General features: G+C 60.0%; 13 protein-coding genes and 7 pseudogenes. 12 read left to right on the plus strand and 8 right to left on the minus strand.

From position 1 onward, the window contains the following. Positions 1–114: 114 nt before the first annotated feature. The 3 genes from BJA_RS09435 to istA form a co-directional block, all read right to left on the minus strand. Positions 115–1,626, minus strand: a complete 1,512-nt coding sequence (locus BJA_RS09435) for an ISNCY-like element ISBj12 family transposase (protein WP_011084703.1) — start codon at positions 1,624–1,626, stop codon at positions 115–117. Positions 1,627–1,739: 113 nt separating this feature from the next. After that, a complete protein-coding gene (gene istB, locus BJA_RS09440; protein ID WP_018270204.1) occupies positions 1,740–2,549 on the minus strand; it encodes an IS21-like element ISBj11 family helper ATPase IstB in 810 nt (269 codons plus the stop codon). After that, positions 2,546–4,048 (minus strand): IS21-like element ISBj11 family transposase, encoded by a 1,503-nt coding sequence (gene istA, locus BJA_RS09445; RefSeq protein WP_039185914.1) that lies wholly within the window; start codon positions 4,046–4,048, stop codon positions 2,546–2,548. The genes istB and istA overlap by 4 nt, the downstream gene beginning before the upstream one ends. A gap of 962 nt (positions 4,049–5,010) precedes the next feature. Between istA and BJA_RS43980 the strand changes: the two genes are divergently transcribed. The 6 genes and pseudogenes from BJA_RS43980 to BJA_RS42210 all read left to right on the plus strand — a co-directional run bounded on the left by BJA_RS43980 (position 5,011) and on the right by BJA_RS42210 (position 9,723). Continuing rightward, positions 5,011–5,244 (plus strand): DUF2188 domain-containing protein, encoded by a 234-nt coding sequence (locus BJA_RS43980; protein WP_018648284.1) that lies wholly within the window; start codon positions 5,011–5,013, stop codon positions 5,242–5,244. Positions 5,245–5,270: 26 nt separating this feature from the next. Beyond that, a pseudogene (locus BJA_RS09455) lies at positions 5,271–5,819 on the plus strand (IS6 family transposase); the annotation flags it as partial. A gap of 258 nt (positions 5,820–6,077) precedes the next feature. Beyond that, positions 6,078–6,535: pseudogene (locus tag BJA_RS09460) on the plus strand (SbmA/BacA-like family transporter). A 226-nt stretch (positions 6,536–6,761) separates the two neighbouring features. Then, positions 6,762–7,333: pseudogene (locus tag BJA_RS09465) on the plus strand (IS66 family transposase); the annotation flags it as partial. Between the two features lie 417 nt (positions 7,334–7,750). Continuing rightward, complete coding sequence (gene nopM / locus BJA_RS09470; RefSeq protein ID WP_026312873.1) at positions 7,751–9,496, plus strand: T3SS effector NEL-type E3 ubiquitin ligase NopM; 1,746 nt, start codon at positions 7,751–7,753, stop codon at positions 9,494–9,496. A 56-nt stretch (positions 9,497–9,552) separates the two neighbouring features. After that, positions 9,553–9,723 (plus strand): hypothetical protein, encoded by a 171-nt coding sequence (locus BJA_RS42210; RefSeq protein ID WP_018648285.1) that lies wholly within the window; start codon positions 9,553–9,555, stop codon positions 9,721–9,723. A gap of 170 nt (positions 9,724–9,893) precedes the next feature. Here BJA_RS42210 and BJA_RS09475 read toward each other — a convergent pair. The 3 genes and pseudogenes from BJA_RS09475 to BJA_RS09485 all read right to left on the minus strand — a co-directional run. Continuing rightward, positions 9,894–10,141 (minus strand): annotated as a pseudogene (locus BJA_RS09475) (IS6 family transposase); the annotation flags it as partial. A 286-nt stretch (positions 10,142–10,427) separates the two neighbouring features. Then, entirely contained in the window at positions 10,428–11,015 is a 588-nt protein-coding gene (locus BJA_RS09480) for a GNAT family N-acetyltransferase (protein WP_018648286.1), read from the minus strand. Between the two features lie 249 nt (positions 11,016–11,264). Next, positions 11,265–12,089: pseudogene (locus BJA_RS09485) on the minus strand (IS6 family transposase). A gap of 2,148 nt (positions 12,090–14,237) precedes the next feature. Here BJA_RS09485 and BJA_RS09490 point away from each other — a divergent pair. The 6 genes and pseudogenes from BJA_RS09490 to BJA_RS09515 all read left to right on the plus strand — a co-directional run bounded on the left by BJA_RS09490 (position 14,238) and on the right by BJA_RS09515 (position 21,419). Then, positions 14,238–15,302 (plus strand): IS630-like element ISRj1 family transposase, encoded by a 1,065-nt coding sequence (locus tag BJA_RS09490; RefSeq protein WP_011084514.1) that lies wholly within the window; start codon positions 14,238–14,240, stop codon positions 15,300–15,302. A 17-nt stretch (positions 15,303–15,319) separates the two neighbouring features. Beyond that, positions 15,320–16,156, plus strand: a complete 837-nt coding sequence (locus BJA_RS09495) for a hypothetical protein (RefSeq protein ID WP_011084715.1) — start codon at positions 15,320–15,322, stop codon at positions 16,154–16,156. A gap of 398 nt (positions 16,157–16,554) precedes the next feature. After that, positions 16,555–17,333: pseudogene (locus tag BJA_RS09500) on the plus strand (IS5-like element ISBj2 family transposase). Positions 17,334–17,720: 387 nt separating this feature from the next. Beyond that, positions 17,721–19,196 (plus strand): group II intron reverse transcriptase/maturase, encoded by a 1,476-nt coding sequence (gene ltrA / locus BJA_RS09505; protein ID WP_011084718.1) that lies wholly within the window; start codon positions 17,721–17,723, stop codon positions 19,194–19,196. Between the two features lie 123 nt (positions 19,197–19,319). Then, positions 19,320–20,670: pseudogene (locus BJA_RS09510) on the plus strand (IS701-like element ISBj6 family transposase). A 416-nt stretch (positions 20,671–21,086) separates the two neighbouring features. Further along, a complete protein-coding gene (locus tag BJA_RS09515) occupies positions 21,087–21,419 on the plus strand; it encodes a hypothetical protein (RefSeq protein ID WP_080668322.1) in 333 nt (110 codons plus the stop codon). A gap of 137 nt (positions 21,420–21,556) precedes the next feature. Here BJA_RS09515 and BJA_RS09520 read toward each other — a convergent pair whose 3' ends face one another. After that, on the minus strand, positions 21,557–22,261 hold the full coding sequence (locus BJA_RS09520; RefSeq protein ID WP_011084720.1) for a competence protein CoiA: 705 nt from the start codon (positions 22,259–22,261) through the stop codon (positions 21,557–21,559). A 111-nt stretch (positions 22,262–22,372) separates the two neighbouring features. Next, positions 22,373–22,804, minus strand: a complete 432-nt coding sequence (locus BJA_RS09525; RefSeq protein WP_018648597.1) for a hypothetical protein — start codon at positions 22,802–22,804, stop codon at positions 22,373–22,375. Positions 22,805–22,899: the final 95 nt, after the last annotated feature.

Raw genomic sequence — 22,899 nt, forward strand, 5'->3', positions numbered from 1 at the left:
GGCGCGATCAGTTGCCTCATTTATTTTGCTCCTGGCCTGAGTTGAGGAGGAGGCCGGGTGCGGAGATGGCCGGGGTTTCGGAGCGCCCGGCCTCCTCCGCTGGCACCTCGCACGTCATTGGGGTGTTGTGACCTCATGCCCTGGCGGCATTTTTTCTGAAGCAAACAGCAGCGCATTCGCTTGCTCGCTGCGCCAGGATTTCAACCGACGTTGAAGGGTTCGAAGAAGCTTGTTCGGATAGTCTCCAGGATATTCCACCTGCAGGCGCGAGAGCAGTTCGCTGCCGGTCCGCCAAGGCTCGGCTTCAAACCATTTTCTCAAATCTGACGTTGCCCGGATAAGCGGATCGGGACGACGCCGGCCCCTTTTAGCCTTCACGATTGGCCGATCCGTCGGGCGCGTGGCGCCGTCCTTCCAGGCCGTTCGCAGGCTTGCCAGGAAGCGATCAATCGATTGTGATGCCGCAGCAGGATGGGCGGATGGTTGGATATCCGCGAGCGCCGCGAGGCGCTCCTGCACGTCGCGGATGTCGCGCAACAACGTGACCGGATCGAGAGCGGTATAGATTTCCTGGAGATGGTGGCGGACCGCATCAGGCGTGCGGGCGTCCGCTGACAGGCGCTGGTGGGGTGTTGCCGGCGCGCTGTATGTCTTACGTACACGAGCACCGTCGCGCTGCTTGGCTAACAGTTTGAACGAAGGTTGGAAGAAGTTTACGAACAGCCGCGCTGACCGATAGAGTTCCGCCAGTAGCTTGGCCGCCTCCAGGCCTTCGAACCTACGATAGCCGACCATCCTGCGCACGACGGCGCCGTTCTTTTGCTCGACGAACGCCTGGTCATTCTTCCGGTAGGGACGGCAACGCGTGAAGACAATGTTGGCCGCCTCGCAGTAGGCCTTCAACGTCTCATTCATGAACACGGTGTCATTGTCCGTGTCGAAGCCGAGCAGCGCAAAAGGCAATTGCTTGCGCAATTCCGTCAGCACCGTGCTCACCAGCGTCTGTTCGCGCACGATCAGAGGTGCGCACTCTGTCCAGCCGGTAGCAATGTCGGTGAGCACGAGGGTCTGGATGAAGCTGCCGCGCGCAGATGGACCGCTATGCGCTACAAGGTCGGCCTCGACGAATCCCGGCGCCGGATCATTCCAATCTGCCGAAGTCCGTATTGGAATACTGCGACGCAGGGAATGCCCCGCGTGCCGCCGGCGCTTGCGACCCAATTTTTCTCGAACCCGCACCAAGGCGCGGTCGATCGTCGCAGCGCTCATCGCCAAAAGTTTGGTGCGAATCTCAGGGGCAAGGTCGAGGTGCCCGTACCGTTCCATCGCCTCAATCAGCGCGGGCATTAATGCTTTCAGTCGCTTCCCGCAGATGCGGTCTGACGCCTCCCAAAGCAGCACGAGTGCGGTGTGTTCTGCTTCATTATATATCCGACGTCGCGCCCGTCGGCCCGGATGTACGCCTTCCTGGTTTCGAAGTAGACGCATCGCATGCTTCCGATGGAATCCGGTGATGTCGACGAACTCGTCCAATATCCGCGCCTTCTTCGCGCGATCCGACCGCCGATAGCGCACGCCTGCCGCCGCCGTCAGTTCCTTCCGCGTTGCCATGCTTAGCCACCCCATCTCCGCCCCTCGCTCGTTCCCGGTCCAGGGGAGCAATTTACGTGAGGCAACGGCTTAGGATCCGGTAACAATTAAGGCGAGGCAATGCGGCTTTGATTGTCGCGGAGCGTCAATCAAGCGAGCGTTTTTTGTGTCGCGTGCTCCGGTGGCCGCCCTGGACCACGCTTTCGCTCGAGGGCAGTCCGCCTGCGATAGCTCTCGACGTTCATCTCGACGATGGTGGCGTGGTGAACAAGGCGATCGATCGCCGCGAGGGTCATAGCTGGGTCCGGAAAGACCTTGTTCCATTCTCCAAAGGGCTGATTGGCGGTGATCAGCAAAGAGCGTCGCTCGTAGCGTGCGCTGATGAGCTCGAACAGCACACTGGTCTCGGCCTGGTCCTTGGTGACATAGGCAAGATCGTCCAAGATGACGAGATCGAAGCGATCGAGGCGGTTGATGGCGCCCTCGAGGTTGAGCTCGCGGCGAGCCACCTGGAGCTTCTGCACGAGATCGGTGGTGCGGGTGAACAGGACGCGCCATCCGTTCTCGATGAGGGCCAAGCCGATTGCTGCCGCCAAGTGGCTCTTGCCTCCACCGGGCGGACCAAACAGCAGCAGATTGGCGCCCTTGCCGAGCCAGCCGTCGCCGGCGGCGAGTGCGGTCATTTGCGCCTTGGAGATCATCGGCACGGCCTCGAAGTCGAAGCTGTCAAAGGTCTTTCCGGTAGGCAGCCGCGCCTCGACGAGATGGCGCTCGATGCGGCGGCGGCCGCGCTCAGCGATCTCGTGCTCGGCAATGGTGGCGAGGAAGCGCGCCGCCGGCCAGCCTTCTTTATCGGATTGCTCGGCAAATTGCGGCCACAGCGCCTTGATGGCGGGCAGCCGCAGCTCGTTGAGCAACAGATTGAGGCGCGCGGTGTCGACTACGTTGGTTGTGCTCATGCGGCGCCTCCGATCTCGGCGGTACCGATGAGGCATTCATAGGTGGCGAGCGGTGCGAGGCGTACCACGACGTTCGGCACCTGGGCGGGATCCGGGGCGAAGTGAGTACGTAGCCGGTTGAGGTCGGGCAGCCGGCCGTCGTTCAGGTCAGCCGTGAGCTGATTGGCGAGTTCGGCCTCGCAACCGCGCTCATGGGCGAGTGCGAGGAGATCGACCATGATCCGGCAGGCCTTCTTGTCCGGTAAGCGTTTGCGCAAGACGTCGAAGGCTCGGCGGTAAGCTTCCCGGGGGAACAGCTGGTCGCGGTAGACCAGGTTGAGGAGCGCCATCGGCTTGCGCCGCAAGGAATGGATCACGTGCCGATAATCGACGACCTGATCGTGCTTGCCATTGGGATGCGGCCGCCCGCGCGGCAAGGTGAGGAGATGCGTGCCGCCGACAAACACGTCGAGGTGATCGTCATACAGGCGCACCCGCAGCCGATGGCCGATCAAGCGCGACGGCACCGTGTAGAACACCTTGCGCAAGGTGAAGCCGCCGGACGACGTCACGTGGACGATCACCTCTTCATAGTCCGACGTGCGGCGGTCCGGCAGATCCTGAAGTGCGCTACGTTCACTGTCGATCCGCTTGGCGTTGCGGGCATTGCGGCGGCTGGCGATCTCATCGATGAAGCCACGATAGGCAGCTAGATCGTCGAAGTCGGCGGTGCCACGCAGCAACAGCGCGTCGCCGATCGCTCGCTTGAGATGACCATGCGAACTCTCGATCGCCCCGTTCTCGTGGGCGATGCCACGATTGTTGCGGGAAGGCCGCATGCCGTAATGGGCACAGAGGTCTTCGTATCGCCGCGTCAGATCGTCTTTGGCGTCGCGGTCGAGATTGCAAAAGGCGGCCGACAGGCTGTCGGTGCGATGCTCCCGTGGCGCCCCACCGAGTGACCACAAGGCATTCTGCAGGCCTTCGGCCAGAGCGACGAAGCTCTCACCGCCGAGCACGACATGGGCGTGCTCAAACCCGGAATAGGCCAGCCGGAAGTGATAGAGACGATGGTCGAGCGGTACGCCCGCGATCGTGACACCCAATTCGCCCATGTCGGTGCCGCGCTGACCGGGTTCGTGGGTCTGGCGGAAGATGACCTCCTGCTCCTCGCCGTGGATCGCCCGCCAGGCCCGGATCCGGCGCTCCAGCGCGCGACGGATGCCGGCGCCGAGCTCGGGATGGCGTCGGAGCAACTCCTCGAAGATCGTGACCGGCCGCACACCGGGGGCGGCCTTCAGCATCGGCACGATATCTGTCTCAAATACGCGGGCCAAGGGATCTGGCCGGCGACGGCCGCGGGGAGCCTTCTTCTGCGACGGAAGGCGTCGATCCTTCTCGATCCGGTAAGCGGTCGAGGTGCTGAACGACGCCTTGGCGGCGGCCACGGGTGGGCTATCGGTCTGACGGTACTTCATGTAGAGCCTCATTTGGTGATCGGTAATGTGTCGGCCTGGCACGCGAGTGATTCCTCTTGGCGGAAGAACCACTTGCATAACCAGCCGGCCGCGATCACCAGTCGGCGCGGTCCGCTGTGGATCGCGCCGACGCCGGGCTCGTAACTCCGGTCGGGCTACGCCCTCCCTGCGTCACGAGCCCGGCGTAGCCCTCTCATCATGGTCGACGCTCCACTTCCATCCTGTTCGCCGCGCGGCACAGGCCACATTAGATCGGCACCAACCAATCCTGGTAGGTGCTTCCAGTCCTTCTCAGCGATACTGCTTGGTAGCACCCTTGGGAATTGAGCCTCTCGGGGGGCCGCGGTGGTCGGTCTCGCTTATCCAAGGGCGAAGGCTGGCCACCGAAGTTTGCAGCGCGTGGTAGGGATAAGCGCTTCCGGAGGCGTGAGCGCCGAGTCACCGCCGCCAACTTCACTGGCCGCGCGGGCGCGGTAGGGACAGCGTCGGGTTCTCACTCCCGACGGCGCCGAGTCATGTCCGCGTGCCTCCAAGTCCGCGTGTGCGCCGCGGAGTGGAGCAACCATGATGCCAAATTTATTGCCTCGTACGATCTAAAAGAGGCAAGGTCGGACCCGCACGAGCGCTTTCTTACAAATGCGATCGAGTGCGGCTGGTCTCCCGGGAGTTTGGACCATGACGACATTCTATTTGGAGGGTTCATTTGTCGATCAAACGCAAACGGTCGCAGCACTCAACCATCAATCCAGCCTTCGACTCCAACGAGAAAGAGAGACTTGCTAGCAGCTAGGCCACATCTACGACGATTGAAGCTGCTACGTTCCGGTTCTCGTGAATAAGGGAAACTAAGGCGCGGCAGTTGGTCTCCGCGGGTACAGCAAACAGGCCAGCCTACAAGGCGCTGCTCCTTGGAGCCCACCAAATCCGGTAGTTGAGGCGACCGCGGCAGATTTGCAGAGTACGACCCCGTTTATCGATCCCAGGGGCGATGCCGGAGCAAGCTTATGGCAAGCGTTCAGTACTTCGTCACGCGCCATAAAGGCCAGTGGATGGTTGCGCTCAATTGCGAGTACTCCGGCCCCTACGCCACTGAGGAAGAGGCGATCCGCGTCGCGGTCGACGCTGCCCACAAGGAGGGAAAGGTAGGACGCGACGCTCAGGTTCTAGTTCAGGGCCATGACCACAGGTTCAGACACGAGTGGACATATGGCCAGGACCCATACCCACCGTCCGGCTAAATCGGGCTGGCGCTGGCCTTCTGGGCCGATCTCGGACACGGCCCTCAGGTGGTCACCCCGTAGTTTTGCAGCAGCGCCTTCTCGATCGCGGGCAAACAACTTGGCTTTGGCGCGCTGTCGACCAGAAAATGGCTTCGTTCTCGACGTCTTGATCCAGCGCCGAACGCGCTGCGCAGCGGCTCATGAAGAAGCTGTTGAAATACGCCGGCACGCCGCCGCGCGTGATGATCACGGACAAGCTCCGTTCGTACGGCCCTGTGAGGGCGAAGATGGGCTTTCACGTCGAACATCGCCAGCACAAAGCTCTTAACAATCGGGCCGAGATTTCTCATCAGCCGACGCGGCGACGCAAGCCGATCATGAAGGGTTTCAAATCGTCCGATCAGGCTCAACGGTTTCTGTCAGTTCACGATCAATCAGGTCGCGAACCTTTTCCACATCCCCTATCCCGGAGCCGTCACCGCCGACTTCCGTCGTGCTTCGCGCGAGCGAGCCTTTGCGACTTGGCGCGAAATCTCCGCGACAAGCCGAATCTCGAACTGAGAAGCGCCTCCTTCGGCTCGGCGGTCGATTAAGTTGACGATGCCCGACGGTCTCCTGTAATCCAAGAGGCCACAGATGCTCGGACCTCTCGTTTTTCCCCCGACCCAAGCTGTTCTTTCTCTCGGCGATCGTTTGGACCGCACTGACGATGCTGGTCTGGTATGGCTTCGCGAGCAATCTGTTCGAAGCGCCGCAAAAGGCAGGTCGGGTTGGCGACGTTCTCGTCGGCGCCGGCTCTCTGGTTCGACCTCTATTTCGCCGCGTGCGCCGCGATATTTGCGGCTGGCTGGATGTTGGTTGCGCCGCACCCCTGGGCGACGTGGTCGATTCTTGGCTCCGCGCTAATACTGTTCACCTCCTACTTTCAGGTCCAGGTCAGCGTCGCCATCAACAGCTGGTATGGGCCATTCTATGACCTTGTCCAGGCCGCGCTTTCGAAATCGGCGCAAGTGATGGTCCAGCAGTTCTACAGCGAGTTGTCGACTTTTGCCGGCATTGCTCTTGTTGCGGTCGTGTCGGTGTGATGACGCGTTTCTTCGTCAGTCACTACATCTTCCGCTGGCGGACGGCGATGAACGATATCTATGTTGCAAGCTGGCCGCGGCTGCGCGCCATCGAAGGCGCCTCGCAGCGCGTTCAGCAGGACCCCATGCGCTTTGCCAGCGGTCGGATATTCCTTCCAGGCTGCGTTCCGCCACCGCTTCCGCGGCGCGACCAGAGCCTTCGGATGATCCAGCCATCCAGCTGATGGAAGGTATCCCTCCATTGAGGCCGCCTTGTTTGACGGACGCGAGCGCTGCAGGTCCTAGGGGTAATCCTAGCATTACAGTTGCCTTTTTAGGAGATGTCTGAATCTATGGACACCATGATTCGGAGGTCGTGGACGCCAGCAGCGTCGATCGAGGAGACGCTTGCGTTGTGGGCGGCGTCGCTTCCAGAGATCAAGAAATGGATACGTCCGTTGTTCACGCAAGAGAGATGGCGTCACCTTGGCTGGCTGCTGGTCACACAGCCGGCGCAAGTTCTATGAGCTGCATGTTGCAGGAAGCTTGAAAGTGGCAACGGCGACGGTCGAGCGGATGGCGAAGCTCTGGCAGGTCGAGAAGACCATACGCGGTCAAAGCCCCGACGTAGGCGTTGCCGCGCGCCAGCAAGCCTCCACAGCGGTCGTCGCAGATCTCTTCGATCTCTGGCAGCAGACATTGCGGCGGATTTCCGGAAAATCAAAACTGGCTGAGGCAATCCGCTATGCCGTCTCGCGCCGTGCCATCTTCGAACGCTTCCAGACTGATGGTTCGCATCGAGCTCGACTCCAACATCGTTGAACGCGCCATCTGACCACAAACAATTACGAGAAAGAATAGCCTCTTTGCCGGTAGCGACGGCGGCGGACGAACCTGGGCGAACCATCGCAACACTGCTGCAGACAGCAAAGATGAATAACGTCGATCCGTGCGCCTGGCTCAGCCTAACGCCTCAGCGTATCGCCAACGGCTGGCCGAGCGGCGAAATCGACGCGCTTATGCCATGGAACCACGCCGCCTGACGGCCGCAGCTTGCCGCTTACCCTTCGACCGAGTACGTGGCAACGAAGAGTGGCAGACGCTCCGAACGCGTAAGCGCTGGCGGTGCCCATGCCAAGGCAATGGGGGCCAAGCTGGTCTTTGCGAAGCTTGACCGGTTCAACCTCAAACCGGGCTTGCTTCGGTCACCGCTGGCAACCGGCGACCCGGGGTTCTGCAGCGACATTCGTCAGCTTATCGACAGGTAGGCCTGCTAAGGGCAGAACGCTGCCACGTTGACGGCCCTCCGGGACTTATCTGGTCAACGAAATGGCAGGAAGCCTCGCAGCAGTATCGATCCATTTGCGCGTTTGGGCTCGTGTGAACAATGATCATGACACCCGGCCTGCTTCGCGACCTTGAGGAGCGGGGGTATTCTTGTTTTGGCGATGGAGATATTGATGAACACAGGACAGGCTCAGTGGAGTGCAGGTTCTTCCTCGGCCGCTTCTGAAGAGGGGGAGCAGGAAAGTTACCTCAGCGGCTTCAGCCGAGCCGTGGCGGATTTGCTCGAAGCCATGACAGGATATCGGACCCCGGCCTCCGCGCGCGCGCAGTTGCTGGACAACTGGGCGGCCGAAGAGGGGCAGGGCGAAGCCGAGAATCGGCGACAGGGACGCGCACGAATTAGGGGGGCGGACAACACTGGCTCGCACTCGCTGGATTTGTCCTCCCTCTCCCTGACCGCTTTGCCCGCCGCCCTGCCGCCAAGATTGCTGGAACTGCGCGCCAGGCACAACGAGCTAAGCAGCCTGCCCGCTAGCTTCCCACCCGGTCTTCAGCATCTTCTCATTAGCCATAACCGGTTGATCAGTTTGCCGGACGCTCTTCCGGCGACCCTCTCTCGGCTGGAGGTGGCCGATAACAGCTTGACCAGTCTGCCGGCCAACCTTCCGGCTGGGCTCGAGATCCTGAACGCAAGCGACAACCGACTAACTAGCCTGCCGGACGCTCTCCCGAGCAGGCTCACCTCGCTCGCGGTTAGTGGCAATCAGCTGACCGACCTCCCCGACTACCTCCCATCGGGGCTCATTGAACTCGATGTCAGCAGCAATCAATTGGCCGACCTCCCCGCCCCCCTTCCGAGCACCCTCCAATCGCTCAATCTCAGCGGTAACCGGCTGACCAGCCTGCCTGAGGATCTTCTTGAGGGGCGTGTACCGAATCTTAGTCTCAGCTACCCGCATTTGGAGAACCTCGAGTTCGGGGATAACCCGCTGCCGGACGACGTCCTCGCTAATCTGGCGACGGCTGAAGCGCCACCGCAGCTTGCGCAGCAATCTCTATATGAGGCTGCCGCGCAATGGCTCGCAGACGACCCGGCGACGCTGGCCAAATGGCAGCACTTTGCGGATGAGCCAGGCGCCCAGGACTACGCGCAGTTCCTGGAGAGGCTACGAGAGACCGTGAACTACGGCAATGACGAGTTTCGGCAGGCAGTGGCTGATGATCTGCAGCAGGCGGCCGCCAATCCGACATTGCGCGAGCAGTTCTTTGCGCAGGCGTCCGAGGCCAACGCGAGCTGCGAGGATCGTGTCACCTTGCACTGGAATGGTATGCAGACCGCGCGCCTCAACGCTGACGTCGAGGACGGGGTATATGACGATCGGCTTGGCGATCTGATCCAGCGCGGCCGTGTCGCCTTCCGCTTGGAGGCGTTGGACGAGATCGCGCGCGACAGGATCAACTCGCTCGCCAGCGGCAACCCGAACGTAGACGACATCGAAGTCTACCTGGCCTATCAACATCGGCTGCGCGAGCCGCTGGAGCTCAGTCACGTCGCCCCTGACATGCGCTTCCTGGCGGTCTCTCACGTAAGCGAGGATGATGCGACGGAGGCGCTCGACCTGGTCCGGGAGCGGGAAGCAAGCCAGTTCACCGACTTCATGGCAAGCCGCTGGCAACCCTGGGAGACGGTGCTGAGGCGCATCGCTCCAGACGAACATGCAGCGATGCAAGACCGGCTCGTCGAAGCCATGGGCGAAGAGTTCCAAAGCCGTCTGGATCAGCGACTGGCCGAACATGGTCTGGTGGGCGACGTCGATGCCGAGCGGGTGCTCGGAGCCCAAGTCCGAAACCAAATCGCAGGCGAGATCAAAGGCGAGGTCATGCACCGGCTGCTCGCAGAGCGCGGCCTAGAACAATAAGACTTCCCAACAGTCCCGCGGGGATATTCTTCGTTGCTCTGTGGCGCTGCCTCAAGATGGATCCTGCAATCGACATCATCTTTGAGCTGACGATTGCCGATTGGCGCTCGAGCGAGGAGGCTGAGGCGCGGCCCGTTGAGGCAGCACGCATCTACCGCCGTGAAGATCGCACGGTGTGCGGCAGCATGAAATGGTCGGCGCGCAGCCTCATTGCCGATTCCTTGTAAGACGGGATGCCCGGGCCTTCTACCGGGCTGCGGAATGCTCCGCCGGAATTCTGTCGTGACCGCGCGCCGCCTTTGCTTCGTACTCGTCCTCGGGCGAGCGAAATCGACGCGTCAACAACCGGCTTTGATCATCGCGATTGTCGCGGTCGGTCAAGTGCATGCTCTCAGTCGTTTGAACGAGCGGGAGCGCGCGAGCGGATCCATCGGAGAACGCATTGCCGAAGTTTTCGTCTTACTGGCGCACGATTTCATAGGTCACGCCAATGCCACGCGCCGCCAGCACTTCAGCACGTCCTCGACCATGCGCAAGCTTGAGAGGAAGCCGGAAATACAACCAAGCGGCATAGCTGATTACTTCCGGTGGGAAGCGATGGCGGCGATAAAGAGGGGTCCGGGCGGTCGGCGTGCTGGTCGTCACCACCCCCTCGGCGGCTCCAATTCGTTAACTTAACGCCATCCAGAGTCTTCCGAAGCCGTCGACCAGATGTGTCTCGATCAGTCTGCTGTCTTCCTCATTTAGACGGCCCGGCTTGTCGAACAGCGTCAGCGGAATGGTAGCTTCCCGACATCATGGAGCATCGCCGCGAGCCCGAGTCGCCCCAATACTTGCTGGCGAAATAATCAGCGCCGCCGCAGACAATACGTAAGCAGTGCTGAAAGGTGGCCCTCGTGAGCCAATGCGAACACAGGCTTTGAATTTCGCTTTATTTGGCTGCTCGCAACATTGGCGTGAGCGGCGGCGAAGAACCATGTTGTATTTTGCCAATGACCTCGAAGCCGTGGCTTTGATAAAAGGGGATGTGATCGGGATTCGAGCTTTCCAGATAGGCGGTAATGCCCTGCTCATCGCATCGTTGAAGAGCGTATTTCATCAACAATGTGCCAAGTCCTTGTCCGACCCAGTTCGGATCGGCCGCGATGAGAGGCAGGTACCAATGCGGCTCGGACGGATGATGTTCGGCCATTTCCTGCCGCAGGAGCGCCATATCTTCGGTGATCGCCGGGTTCAGGGACAGCGCCATTATTTCGTCTAACGCGGACTCGTCTTGCTGCACGCCAGGCGGCAGCCACAGGGCTGCGGCGCGGATCCCTTCCGTGACGTATGCTGTGCCGTGCTCGAATGCTGGTCCACCAGAGGCGTTAACGAACCGAGGCATGCTCCGAAGATATTGGCCTGCGTCAGGCCAACTCCACCGCATCAATGGATCGGCGGCAAAGCCGAGCACAATTGTCCAGACGGTGCTTGTTCGAATGTTTGCATTCGCACATTTGATATCCGACTCCGCCGGCATAATGTGGGTTCCAAATTTTCTGTCTACCTGTCAGAGTTACGTGGCACGACATAAAGAAGACGTGGCCGATCACCAGATTCCTGATATCGACCGGCTGCACCTGGGTTCTGCCCGCTGATGGTCATGTTCCGTAACGACTCAGAATAGATCCATCGCCCGGCACCGGCTCGCCGTGCTCAGCTTCCGGAGCGCTTTTTCATCACTGCAATCCCTGTGCCATACTGAATGTCGAGCGACGGCATCGTCAACTTAACCGACCGCTGAGCTGAAGGAGGCGCTTCTCAAAGGTTCGAGATTCGGCGATAGCGCTTGTCATGGAGATCTCGCGCCAAGTCGCAAAGGCTCGCTCGTGCCAAGCACGACGGAAGTCGGCAGTCAGGGCTCCGGGATAGGGGATGTGGAAAAGGTTCGAGACCTGATCGTGAACTGACAGAAATCGGTGGGCCTGGAGGAGTTGAAACGCATCATGATCCGCTCGCGTCGTCGCGTCGGCTGATGAGAATTCTCGGCCCGATTGTTGAGAACTTTGTGCTGGCGATGTTCGACCCAAAGGCCCGTCTTTGCCCTCGCAGCGCCGTACGAACGAAGCTTGTCCGTGATCATCACGCGCGGCGGCGTGCCGGCGGATTTCAAGAGCTTCTTCCTGAGCCGCTGCGCAGCGCGCGAGTCTCTTCCGCGCTGGATCAAGACGTCGAGAACGAAGCCATTCTGGTCGACAGCGCGCCAGAGCTAATGTTGTTCGCCCGCGATCGAGATAACGATCTCGTCCAGATGCCATTTGTCACCGCGAGCGGGAGCGCGCTCGCGGACCGATCGGAGAACGCCTTGCCGAATTTCGGTCCCCACTGGCGCACGGCTTCATAGGTCAACAGTGCCACGCGCCTCCAGCATTTCCTCGACTATGCGCAAGCTTAAGGGAAACGGGAACTACAACCAAACGGCATATTGACGCCGCCCCGGTGGGCTGCGCCGACAGACTTTCAGCGGTTGCGCAAAAGTACGGTGCACTGCGTGAGCGGGCTGGTGAGCTCGAAATGACGCTGCAACGGAGCCGGACGGCGCGGTCGCGGCCATCTCGTTTGAGCATTCACGGTCGCAAATCGACGCAGAGCGCGGCCCAACCCAAACAACGTCGACTGGTAGAGAAGCGTTCGCCTGAGCTGAACTTCTTGACGGTGGGGCGACCGCGAGTCACCGGACCCGGATTAACGAAGGTCGTCGAACGGCCCACGAAACCCTCGCCAAGGCGTGGGAGGCGAAATCCGCTGCTGCTGGCGCGTTCCAGTCGGCGAGCGCTCGCTGCGAGGAAGCTGCCGCGGGAATGGAGGCCGCGAAGAATCGCCGCGCTTCAGCCGAAGGGGCCTTCAATATGGCCTGTCAGGATATCGCCCGGTCGCAGGGTCAGGTGTTCCCGCTGATTGCCACCGACCCGGCTGTGTCCAGAGCGCTACGAACACGAACTCAAGAGCTCGACCGAACCGTAAATGATACGGACGCCGCCGTCCTGATGCGTCGGGACGACCTGGAGAGATCGCTGGAAGGGCTGACGCGGAGGCATCGACTGACGCCGTTGCAACCCTGACAACGGAAATCGATGCTCAACGAGCTGCCGATTGGCGTGATGCATGTCCCGGGCGCGGGAATTCAGGACAATCTGGGCGACAAGGCGAAGAAGCTCGGCATCCCGGTCTGAAAATTCGGCGGCGCGTGAGCGCCGCAAATTTCTACTACCCGACTTGAGCGACGAAATCGCGCAACTTTCGCTCCGCTTCCTCCGCCGCCTTCTCTACGGCAGGAAAGATCGTGGCCCACACCTCAGCCAACTCCGGAAACTCCATTCGCGCCTCGGCCGGGTTTCAGCGGTAGGGAAATTTGTCGTACCACGTCACTCTTTCGACGCTTGAGGGTCAGAAGCGCTACGCTTCCGCTTTTCAGTTCAACAGCAGCAGCTGTGAGCGCCAGAACCTCTGAGACACGGCCGCCACTTTGCAATAGCACCGTATAGGAAAGTCGGCGTGCAGGATCGAGCCCTTGTGCCGCGCGACGGAAGCGACGGCGCTCCGGTAGTGTCAGGTATTGTCGAATACCCGATGTCGAAAAATAGAGCGAGCTCTCCGCACAAGGGAGCCGGGGGGCTCGCGGTCGAGCGGACGATTGATTTCACAGATGGTAGATGGACTGCCGCTGTCCTTAAATGAGGAGGGGAAATGTCGCGTCCCGGTAGGATTGATTGCAGTCTGCTCCTTCTTTCTTTGCCACCATAGACCGCAGCACAGGGACAGCTGTGCGATCCGTGCCTACGCTCAGGTGAGAAATGCTGCGGTCTGCGGCCGTCTGGTTCGGCGCGCGTTCAATGTAGCGTCGGTTATGGATACGAGCGCACCGGCGCCGAACGTCGCTGTCGCCAGAACCAGCGGAAGTGTTCTCGCCACTGACAGAGCGACAATACACTCCTGACGTGGTGCCTTGGAAAAAGATGCCCCATGAAAATGGGAGCGCAGTCCCCTGCGCTCCGGTCGTTCTTACCATATACGGAAACGGTCACGCTGCCCGTTGCATCACAGCTGTAGCTCTGATCATCGCTAAAGTTCTGATGACAATATTTGGACTATGGACCGGGATGCCACCCCTTCTTGCGCAGCGTGTTGTCAGAACTTTAACAGAGTCGATTGTCAGCTCTGAAACAATGTCTGACTTCCGACGCTACAAACATTCGTAGAAGACGCAGAGCAGCTGCGATTTTCATCGACACGTCCCTTGCTTGGTTCGCGGACGAACATCTCGGATCGCTTTTCCAGGGGGGGTGCTGAAGGTTGCCTTCTCGCGTGTCGCCACGAGCGCCGTGGTCGTCAGCTTACTCTGAGGCAACATGAAACTAGGCTTCAAGCAATAAGGTCGCGTTGGCTTGGCGTCTCCGCCCTCAGCGGTCGGACTTATCAGACGTGATGCCGACGGCCATTTGTTCTTAGGACATCGAGATTGTCGATCTGCTCAGCAAGGGGTTTATACCCGGACGTCGTTTGGCGAACGCAAGTGACAAGCGTCCGCAAACAACAGGGGCCTTTGGCATGAATGTGGCATCAGGGCTCAGTGCAGGGCGGACATCGGTTAGCATGTGATGCCCCATAACATCGGGGTGAAGGAACTTCTGATGAGGGCCGTATCGATTGAGTTCACTAGTACCCACTTTTCTTGGAACGTGAGTCGTGATTCAAGGTCGGGATGATACCCGAAGCAAGAGAAGTCCACCTTTCGAGGAAAGATCGCAAGGTGCTTGAGGCGTGCTGTCGCTCACCGGTGACGTTGCAGCGCGATTTGAAGCGGGCGCGGATAGTTCTGTTGGCGGCGGATGGGCGCAGCACCCGGTCGATCGCCAAGGAAGTTGGGGTCCAGCCGCGGATTGTCAGCCTTTGGCGGCATCGCTATGCCGACCATGGCCTTGAAGGGCTGCAAGACAAGCCGCGGCCTGGCAAGCAGCCGATCTATACGAAGACGACCGACAAGCGGATTCTGAAGCTGCTGGATAAGCCGCCACCGCAAGGGTTTGCGCGCTGGACCGGCCCCCTGCTGGCCGAGGCGCTGGGCGATGTCGATGTCCAATATGTCTGGCGGTTCCTGCGCAGCCACAAGATTGACCTGGTGGCTCGCAAGTCCTGGTGCGAGAGCAACGACCCGAACTTTACGGCCAAAGCCGCCGATGTTGTCGGCCTCTATGTCGCGCCGCCGGCGAAGGCCATTGTGCTGTGCGTGGACGAGAAGCCCTCGATCCAGGCTTTGGAGCGAGCGCAGGGTTATCTGAAGTTGCCCAATGGCCGCGCCTTAACCGGCCAAAGCCACGATTACAAGCGGCATGGCACCACAACATTGTTTGCGGCGCTCGAAGTCGCCACCGGAAAGATCATCGCGACCCATTCAAAACGCCGGCGCCGCGTCGAGTTTCTCGATTTCATGAACAGCGTCACCGCGACTTTTCCGAACCGCAAGCTTCACGTCATCCTCGACAACCTCAACACCCATAAAAAGAACGAGGACTGGCTCAAGGCCCACCCCAACGTGCAATTTCATTTCACGCCGACAAGTGCGTCATGGCTCAATCAGGTCGAAGTATGGTTTTCCATCTTGCAGGGGCAGTCGCTCAGCGGCACCTCCTTCACGAGCCTCAAGCAGCTTCAGGAACACATCGATGCCTACGTCAACGCATACAACGACAGAGCCGAGCCCTTCGTCTGGACCAAGAAAAAGGTCCGTCAACGCCGTTTCAAAGGCCGCCGTATCACTCAGCTCTGATTCCGGGTACTAGGCTGGTGTTTTTGTACTTCGTGAGCGTGCTTGCGGCCTTGCTTTTGCTGGTGGTGAGCAACCGCGGAGCCATGGCAAAACGCTCCGGCTATCGGAGTGATTGTGCCGGGATGCTGATTGTTTCTTCCATCCTACTTGTTGATAATTTTCAGTCGGAATGCCAAGCCCTCCATCTTTTCAGTGACAACCAGCCCATACGAGGGGAGCTCTTTGAGCGGGGTGCGGATCTGTTCAGCTTCAATGGGGCTAATGCGGGTGCACCGTGCAACGCTGTATTGGCTCCTGTGATTCTTCCAGCGCCCTCGCGTCTGCGCTATCGATCGATGACGCTGAGCAGTGACGAGCCGTCAAATTATCCCGACGAAGACGTTCTAAAGAGGAGAGCAGACAAAGGGCCTCGAGTGGCGTCGTTCGCTCCTGCAGGATCGTTCCGGCAGAATGGTCCGGCTCTCCGTGCGGAGGCGCCTGTCGGTTCGATGCTGATGCAGAGGCTAGTTTCTTTGGCATCTCATAGTTTTACGACCTCGGCCGGGGTCAAAATTAGCTTCACGTTGATTATGGCGTCAAACCCGAGCGGTACTGCTTTTGGTCCACAGGTCTTAATGGATGCCGACAGTAAAGCTTTGGTCTGCGAGATCTCGCCCATGGATGCGGAAAGCATCTCTGCGTTTCGGCACTCGCTGGCGCAAGCCTTTGTTCAACAAGCGGCGAATCCCGGTGGGGGGCTCCCGAGCAAGGATGTCGATGATTTGTTTGCGAACAACTGGGCTGCTAATGCAACAAATGGCATTATGGGCGGTTGCCTGCTCGGGAATAATAATGAAAGCGGAAGGATAGTGTAGCGCAGCACATGGGTTGTCACGAACTCCACGAACGAGTCCGGGCCGCCAGATCCGGAATGTCCCTCTTCAACTCCTGTAACAGGAGGGCGTAATTCGCCCGATATGCTCGTCGCCCAGCCATTCCATGTCGTCGAGCACCGCCCGCTGGCCGTGGAGCGAGCCGAATTGAAAAGTGCAGTGCCTGCCGTCGCTTGATAATCGTGTGGACGCGTCGGGTTGCGGGCCATTAGCGGACAACTGGCAGGCAGCTCTTCATAGCTTAGGCGTCGGCGATCGACCATCTGGTCCGTCCCATCGAACACAGGCGGCGCGCCCTCATCAATTGCCATCTGGGCTGACGAGCGCTTGCGCGCACTAGGGTCTGTACCTAAATAGCGCCACGTGATTCTCTTGCCTACGTGTTGATTCGGGGGCGAGAGAATGCGCGCTGGTTTGTTTTGGCTGAACGACAGGCAATGGGCGCGTATCGAACCGCATCTGCCGAGGGGACTGACGGGGCCGGATCGGGACGACGACCGACGCACCGTCAGCGGCATCATTCACATGCTGCAATCGGGTGCACGATGGCGTGATTGTCCACGTGAATACGGCCCTTACACGACGATCTACAATCGCTTCAATCGCTGGGCCAAGCGAGGACGATGGTGCGCAATCTTCGAAGCGCTGGCCAAGCCTGGCGAAGACGGCGTCGTACTGTCGCTCGACTCGACCTCGATTAAAGCTCACCGGTGTGCCTCCGGCGGAAAAGGGGGGAGCACAATCAAGCAATCGGCCGCTCGCGCGGAGGCCGCACGACAAAAATCCATGCGCTGAGCGATCCGCTCTGCCGGCCGGTCGTCCTGCATCTGACTCCAGGCCAGGATGCCGATATCGCTGCGGCTCCCGATGTCCTGGCGCTCGCGCCACCCATGAGCGTGCTCCTCGCCAAGGGTATGATGGCGACAAGCTTCGCGGCGCAATCATTCGTCGTGGCGCCAAGCCCGTAATCCCCAATAAATCTAACCGTGTCGTCATCCATCGCTTCAACAAACGCGCCTACAAAGGACGAAATGTCATCGAACGCTGCTTTTGCAGGCTCAAGGACTTCCGGCGCATCGCCACGCGATATGACAAGCTCGCCCGTAATTTTTTGGCCGCTGTTCATCTCGCCGCTCTCGTCGCATATTGGCTCAATTGAGTCTGGACCCTAGCACTACTTTGGGTGCGCCGGGAGACCGGCAAGGAGGAGATGGTGAAAGTCCATTGCGATGAAGGTGTAGCGAACCACATCGGCCCCGAGCCGTGCGCAGGCGTCCGCGAGGGTGTCGGCGAAGCGTCGGTAGGGGAGCATGCAGGCCAGCCATTGAGCCGCGAAACAGTGTTATCTCGGGAGCCGACGCTGTCCAAAGAGCGGAAGGCAACATGGATGAGTGCGCAATTGCGAGCACCCGTCCAACCCGGCGTGGTCGTAGACCCTGGCATGCATGGAAGCTCCTTGTACGGGAACCGGGATATCTCCGGGTCGGCCATCTTCCTCCTCGGAGGAGGTGGTCCGCAGCGGGAAGGCGAGGAGCCGTAGCCGCTGATGCATGACACGGAGAAGTCTGACTCTGGCATAGTAGCTGAGAAGCCGACGAACAAAGCTGGATTACTGGCGGCGGAGTGGGCGGAGCCAAGGCCGGGGACCAAGGGAAACGCGGAACAGCAGCGCATGCACCGGACACAGGGCCGGGCTCGCATGACCCAGTCGCTGGACCGCGTACGGACAGCCGCAAGGCTGAGGAAGAAGGACCGGTTCACCGCGCTCTTTCACCACATCAATGTCGATACACTGCGGGCGGCGTTCTTTGCGCTCAGGCGTAGGGCTGCTCCCGGAGTGGATGGCATGACGTGGCAGGACTACGAGGAAGATCTCGAGCCCCGGCTCGCCGATCTGCACAAACGGGTCCAACGAGGAACGTACCGCCCGCAACCGTCTCGCCGGACGTACATACCAAAAGCAGACGGCAAGCAGCGTCCGTTAGCGATCGCGGCTCTCGAAGACAAAATCGTCCAGGGGGCCACCGTCATCGTGCTCAACGCCATCTACGAAGGAGACTTCTGTGGCTTTTCCTACGGGTTTCGGCCCGGCAGAGGACCACATGATGCGTTGGACGCGCTCTGCACAGCGATCGAGACGCGGCAGGTGAACTGGATCATTGACGCCGACATCCAAAATTTCTTTGGCGCAGTCAGTCAACCTTGGCTGGTTCGCTTCTTGGAACATAGGATCGGCGACAAGCGCATCATCCGCCTCATTCAGAAATGGCTGAAGGCGGGTATTCTCGAAGACGGCGTCGTAACCGCTGATGACAGGGGAACGGGTCAAGGTTCGGTGATTTCACCGCTCCTTGGCAACATCTACCTGCACTACGCTCTCGACCTGTGGGCCAAACGCTGGCGACAGCGCGAGGTCTCCGGCGGCATGATCATCGTGCGTTACGCGGACGATGTAGTAGTCGGCTTTGAGCGCGAGGATGACGCACGTCGTTTCCTTGACGCGATGCGCGCGAGACTGGAGGAGTTCGAGCTGACGCTCCATCCGGCCAAGACCCGCCTGATTGAGTTTGGTCGCCATGCGGCGGCTCAACGCAAGCAGCGCGGACTCGGAAAGCCGGAAACCTTTGCGTTCATGGGGTTCACGTTTATCTGCGGCAAATCACGCCGAGGGCGCTTCCAGCTTCAACGGAAGACCCGTGGCGACCGCATGCGAACCAAACTCCGCGAAATCAAGGAGGAGCTGAGGCGCCGAATGCACTGGCCGATCCCTGCACAGGGGAGATGGCTGAGGCAGGTCTTGACCGGCCACTTTGCGTACTTTGCTGTTCCGACGAATGGCCGAGCGCTCAATGCGTTTCGGTTCTACCTGACCGATCTCTGGAGGCGTACGCTTCGGCGGCGCAGTCAGCGGACCTGTCTGACCTGGGATCGCATAACGCAGATCACCGACGACTGGCTTCCCAAGGCTCGCATCCTTCATCCATGGCCGAAGCTGCGCTTCGCCGTCAAACACCCGAGGTAGGAGCCCGGTGCCTTAATTGGGCTCGCCGGGATCTGCGCGGGGGGCGCCCAGTGATGGGTGTCCCTACCGCGAACAGATTGTTGATTTTGCCGCGTTTTATAGGATTCCCGAATCAATTTTTCAATGATTCATGGGTGGTCGGCTCTTGGAGGGCTGACCATGCCGGGATGGGAAGACGAACTCGAACGCTGGCTGATGCCGTTCTTGGACCGGCTGGGTCATAAGACCCGGCAGCGGATGTGTCCTCTGTATGTTGCGGGATTGATCGGTCCTGGCGATCGCAAGAGCGTTCAGCCGATGGCGGAACGCCTTGCCACGAGCAACTACGACCAGTTGCACCATTTCATTGCGGACGGTGTCTGGGACGCGACGCCGCTGGAGACAGAACTGCTCAATCAGGCGGACCGACTTGTCGGCGGCAGGGATGCGGTGCTGGTTATTGATGACACCTCACTGCCGAAGAAGGGTGAGCGATCGGTCGGTGTTGCGGCGCAATACGCATCGGCTCTCGGTAAAACTGCAAATTGCCAAACGCTGGTGTCTTTAACGCTTGCGCGCGGCGAAGTGCCAGTGATGGTCGCGTTACGTCTCTTTCTGCCTGACAGCTGGACAAGCGACATGCCCCGTTTGAAGCGCGCTCGCGTGCCAGTCGAACACCGAACGCCACGGTCCAAGCCGGAGATCGCTTTGGCCGAGATTGACCGCGCGATGGCAGCCAACATGCGCTTTGGATGTGTGCTGGCGGATGCAGGATACGGCCTCAGCGCACCGTTTCGACAAGGGCTAACAGAGCGCGGGCTGGCCTGGGCGGTCGGTATCCCTCGGCACCAGAAAGTGTATCCCGTCGATGTGAAGCTCATTTGGCCGATCACCAAAGTCCGTGGCAAACCACGAAAGCACCACGTGCCCGATATCTTATCGATTGCGGCAGAACAAATGCTGGCCAGCGCCAAATGGAAAACCGTGAGTTGGCGTAGCGGGACGAAAGGTCGGCTCAAAGCCCGATTTGCTGCTCTCCGTGTCCGCACCGCCGACGGCCCTCCGCAGCGGATATGGGATAAAGGTCAGCAGCATCTCCCAGGCGACGAAGCCTGGCTCATTGGCGAGCAACGTGCCTCCGGGGAGAGGAAATACTATCTCGCCAATCTTCCGGCGACGACGGATCTGCGCACGCTGGCCGCCACCATCAAGGCACGGTGGATTTGTGAGCAGGCGCATCAACAGTTGAAGGAGGAGCTTGGACTTGATCACTTCGAAGGGCGATCATGGCAAGGTCTTCATCGCCACGCCCTTATGACAATGATTGCCTACGCCTTCCTGCAACATCGTCGCCTCGCATACGCGGGGCGGAAAAAAAAGAATCAACGGGCCTCCGCCTCAACCAACCATGCCCGCCGTACGCCACGCCATCGTCGATCTCCATCCTTCGGCCGCCGCCTCAGCAATGCCCATATTGCCGAAAGCAAATCCTTGAAAAGCAGCGGCCAAAACACATTCTGCCAAAGTAGTGCTAGGTGCGATGCGCGCGAAGATCCGCGTCCCTTTTCCCAGTTGGACATTCCGGCGCCGCTCTTCCATTGCATTGTTGCGAAATTCGAGCTTCTTCTCAGCCGCCGGCCAAATGGTCGGATCGCTACTGCTCGACGGTTGCCAGGAAATTGGGGGTGGTGGTGCCTTTACCGGAGCCTGCTCAGCCAGGATGGGCAGGATGCAGCTCTTCAGCACCTCCGCGAAGCGCCTCTGCTCGGCCTTGATCTCCTCCTTCGTGGCTCCATCCTTGAGGGTGTAGACCTTCGCGCCGCTTCGGTGACGCCAGTCAAAGGGAAGCGCCACGGGACCGGGATAATGCGCGCCGTTCGCTACGAGAATGATGCGGCCCTGTGAGAGCGCATGCTCGGCGTAGCCGAGTTCGGACATGATGTTCGGGTTCTGGAGGTATTTGGGCTCGGAACGCTTTTCGGCAGGTATGTTGGGCTGAAGTGCTGCAGGGGCGGTCATGCCCACCGGGGTCATGTCCGCGACAAAGACGTTCGCGCCGGCGATCTTCTCCAGGATGGTCTTCGTGATGTCCGGGGTTCCAGCGACATTCTTGGTATCGTGATCGACCTCGGGACGCTCCGCCTCCTCATAGTCGGGATCGATGGCGATGAGCTTGCAGGCGTCCTTCAGCGCATCGCGCACAAAGTAGTGATGCAACTTCGGATCGCGATCACTCTGCCATGACCAAAATATCTTCATTGGCAAACATCACCTTCTACTGTCAGCGAGCTTTGTCCCGAGCGCTCGCATTGTGTTTAATCAGGAATACCGGCAGCCATGCAAAGTGCTCTGGCGTGGCGCCGCTCAATACGAGCAAGCCGTCAAGAGGGAGCAGTATCCTCCCAGCGGACAGCTCGCAGAAACTCATCGCGGGTCAGGGCGCAGAGAGCGAATTCGCCGCGCTTCAAGGGGCCTCCAAGACGAGACGCTACGCCGGGGCCTGCAAGGTAGAAGATGTAAGGCCCTGCATTGAAGAAGACGTGGGCTACCGCACGCTTCCACTTCTCGATGAACTGCTTGTTCGGGCCCACCCAGCGCATGATCGCGAATTCCTTGCCGTCGAGATTTACGACCCGTGATCCGAAATCGAGCGACATATTGAAGTACGTCCCAAGGAACGAGCTTTCGCTGTGAATGTGGACCAGCCAGAACATCCGGTGCCCGCGCCGATAGAAGGCCTCCCGCGCGTTTCGCTCATCCTCGCTGATCGAGGAGTGCTGCAGCTCAAGGACGGTCGCGCGCGGGGTGCCGCTGCCGACGAGGACGTCGGCGCGGTGCAGCTCTCCTGTCGTCGGGTCGCGTAGAGCGATCTCGCGGCAGGACATGTCGAAGAGTTCTTTCCAGCCGAGGTGCCAGGCTCCCTCCGGCTCGCTCCAGGGATCGCAATCACCCGCCTTGTGCCGCCAGTGGGACGTGTTCTCGACGGGCATGACGGCGGTGAGCAAGCCGCCGCAGTCGCGACACGTGGTCCGTTCTCCCTTCGCGACGGGGGCGCGCTTCTGGTCGCCGACCCAGGCATAGAGCACGTTTATTGCTCCCCTTTACGCATCGCTAAACCCAACAAGCACGACAATGGCGCTGCCGCCAGCCGGTCGGCCGAGCCTTTGGTCAAAATGCATCCTCCCCCAGCAGACATCCTACCTCGCCGTCATTAGTCGACAGGCGAGCTCCTGCTCGCCCCAACGCGCAGCGAAAGTATCGGATACCTCGAACCAACTGCCGTCATTTCCGGCGCCGTGATAGAGGCCCATGCAGGAGCACTGGCACTCATGCCCAGTCGCATTCTGGCACGCAGGAGAGCATTTCTCCTGCTCACGGTAGGGCTGAATAACGTAGACCTTGCCATATTCGGCCAACGAGCGTTCAATGAAATCGTTGAACCAAGCTTTCGGCAGTTCCCAGTATTTCTTGCCGGCAATCCAAATAGGCGACGTTCGTCTATCATTCTGAAGCCACTGGCGATTCGCTTCTGCGAAGGGAAGTCGAACGCGCAAGCGCTGCCCTCTTCCCGTCCGCCGCAGTACGACCGGTATCCGCTCCCAGACATAGTTCAGCGTCAGTTTGTCCATATTCTATCGAATTTGTTTGACCGCCGCATGACGCTCTCGGCTGTCGTCAAGCTAAGCCCCATGTCGAGGCAAAGTTTAAAGAACTCTTCGGGTGC

It is taken from the genome of Bradyrhizobium diazoefficiens USDA 110 (assembly GCF_000011365.1).
Lineage (GTDB): Bacteria > Pseudomonadota > Alphaproteobacteria > Rhizobiales > Xanthobacteraceae > Bradyrhizobium > Bradyrhizobium diazoefficiens.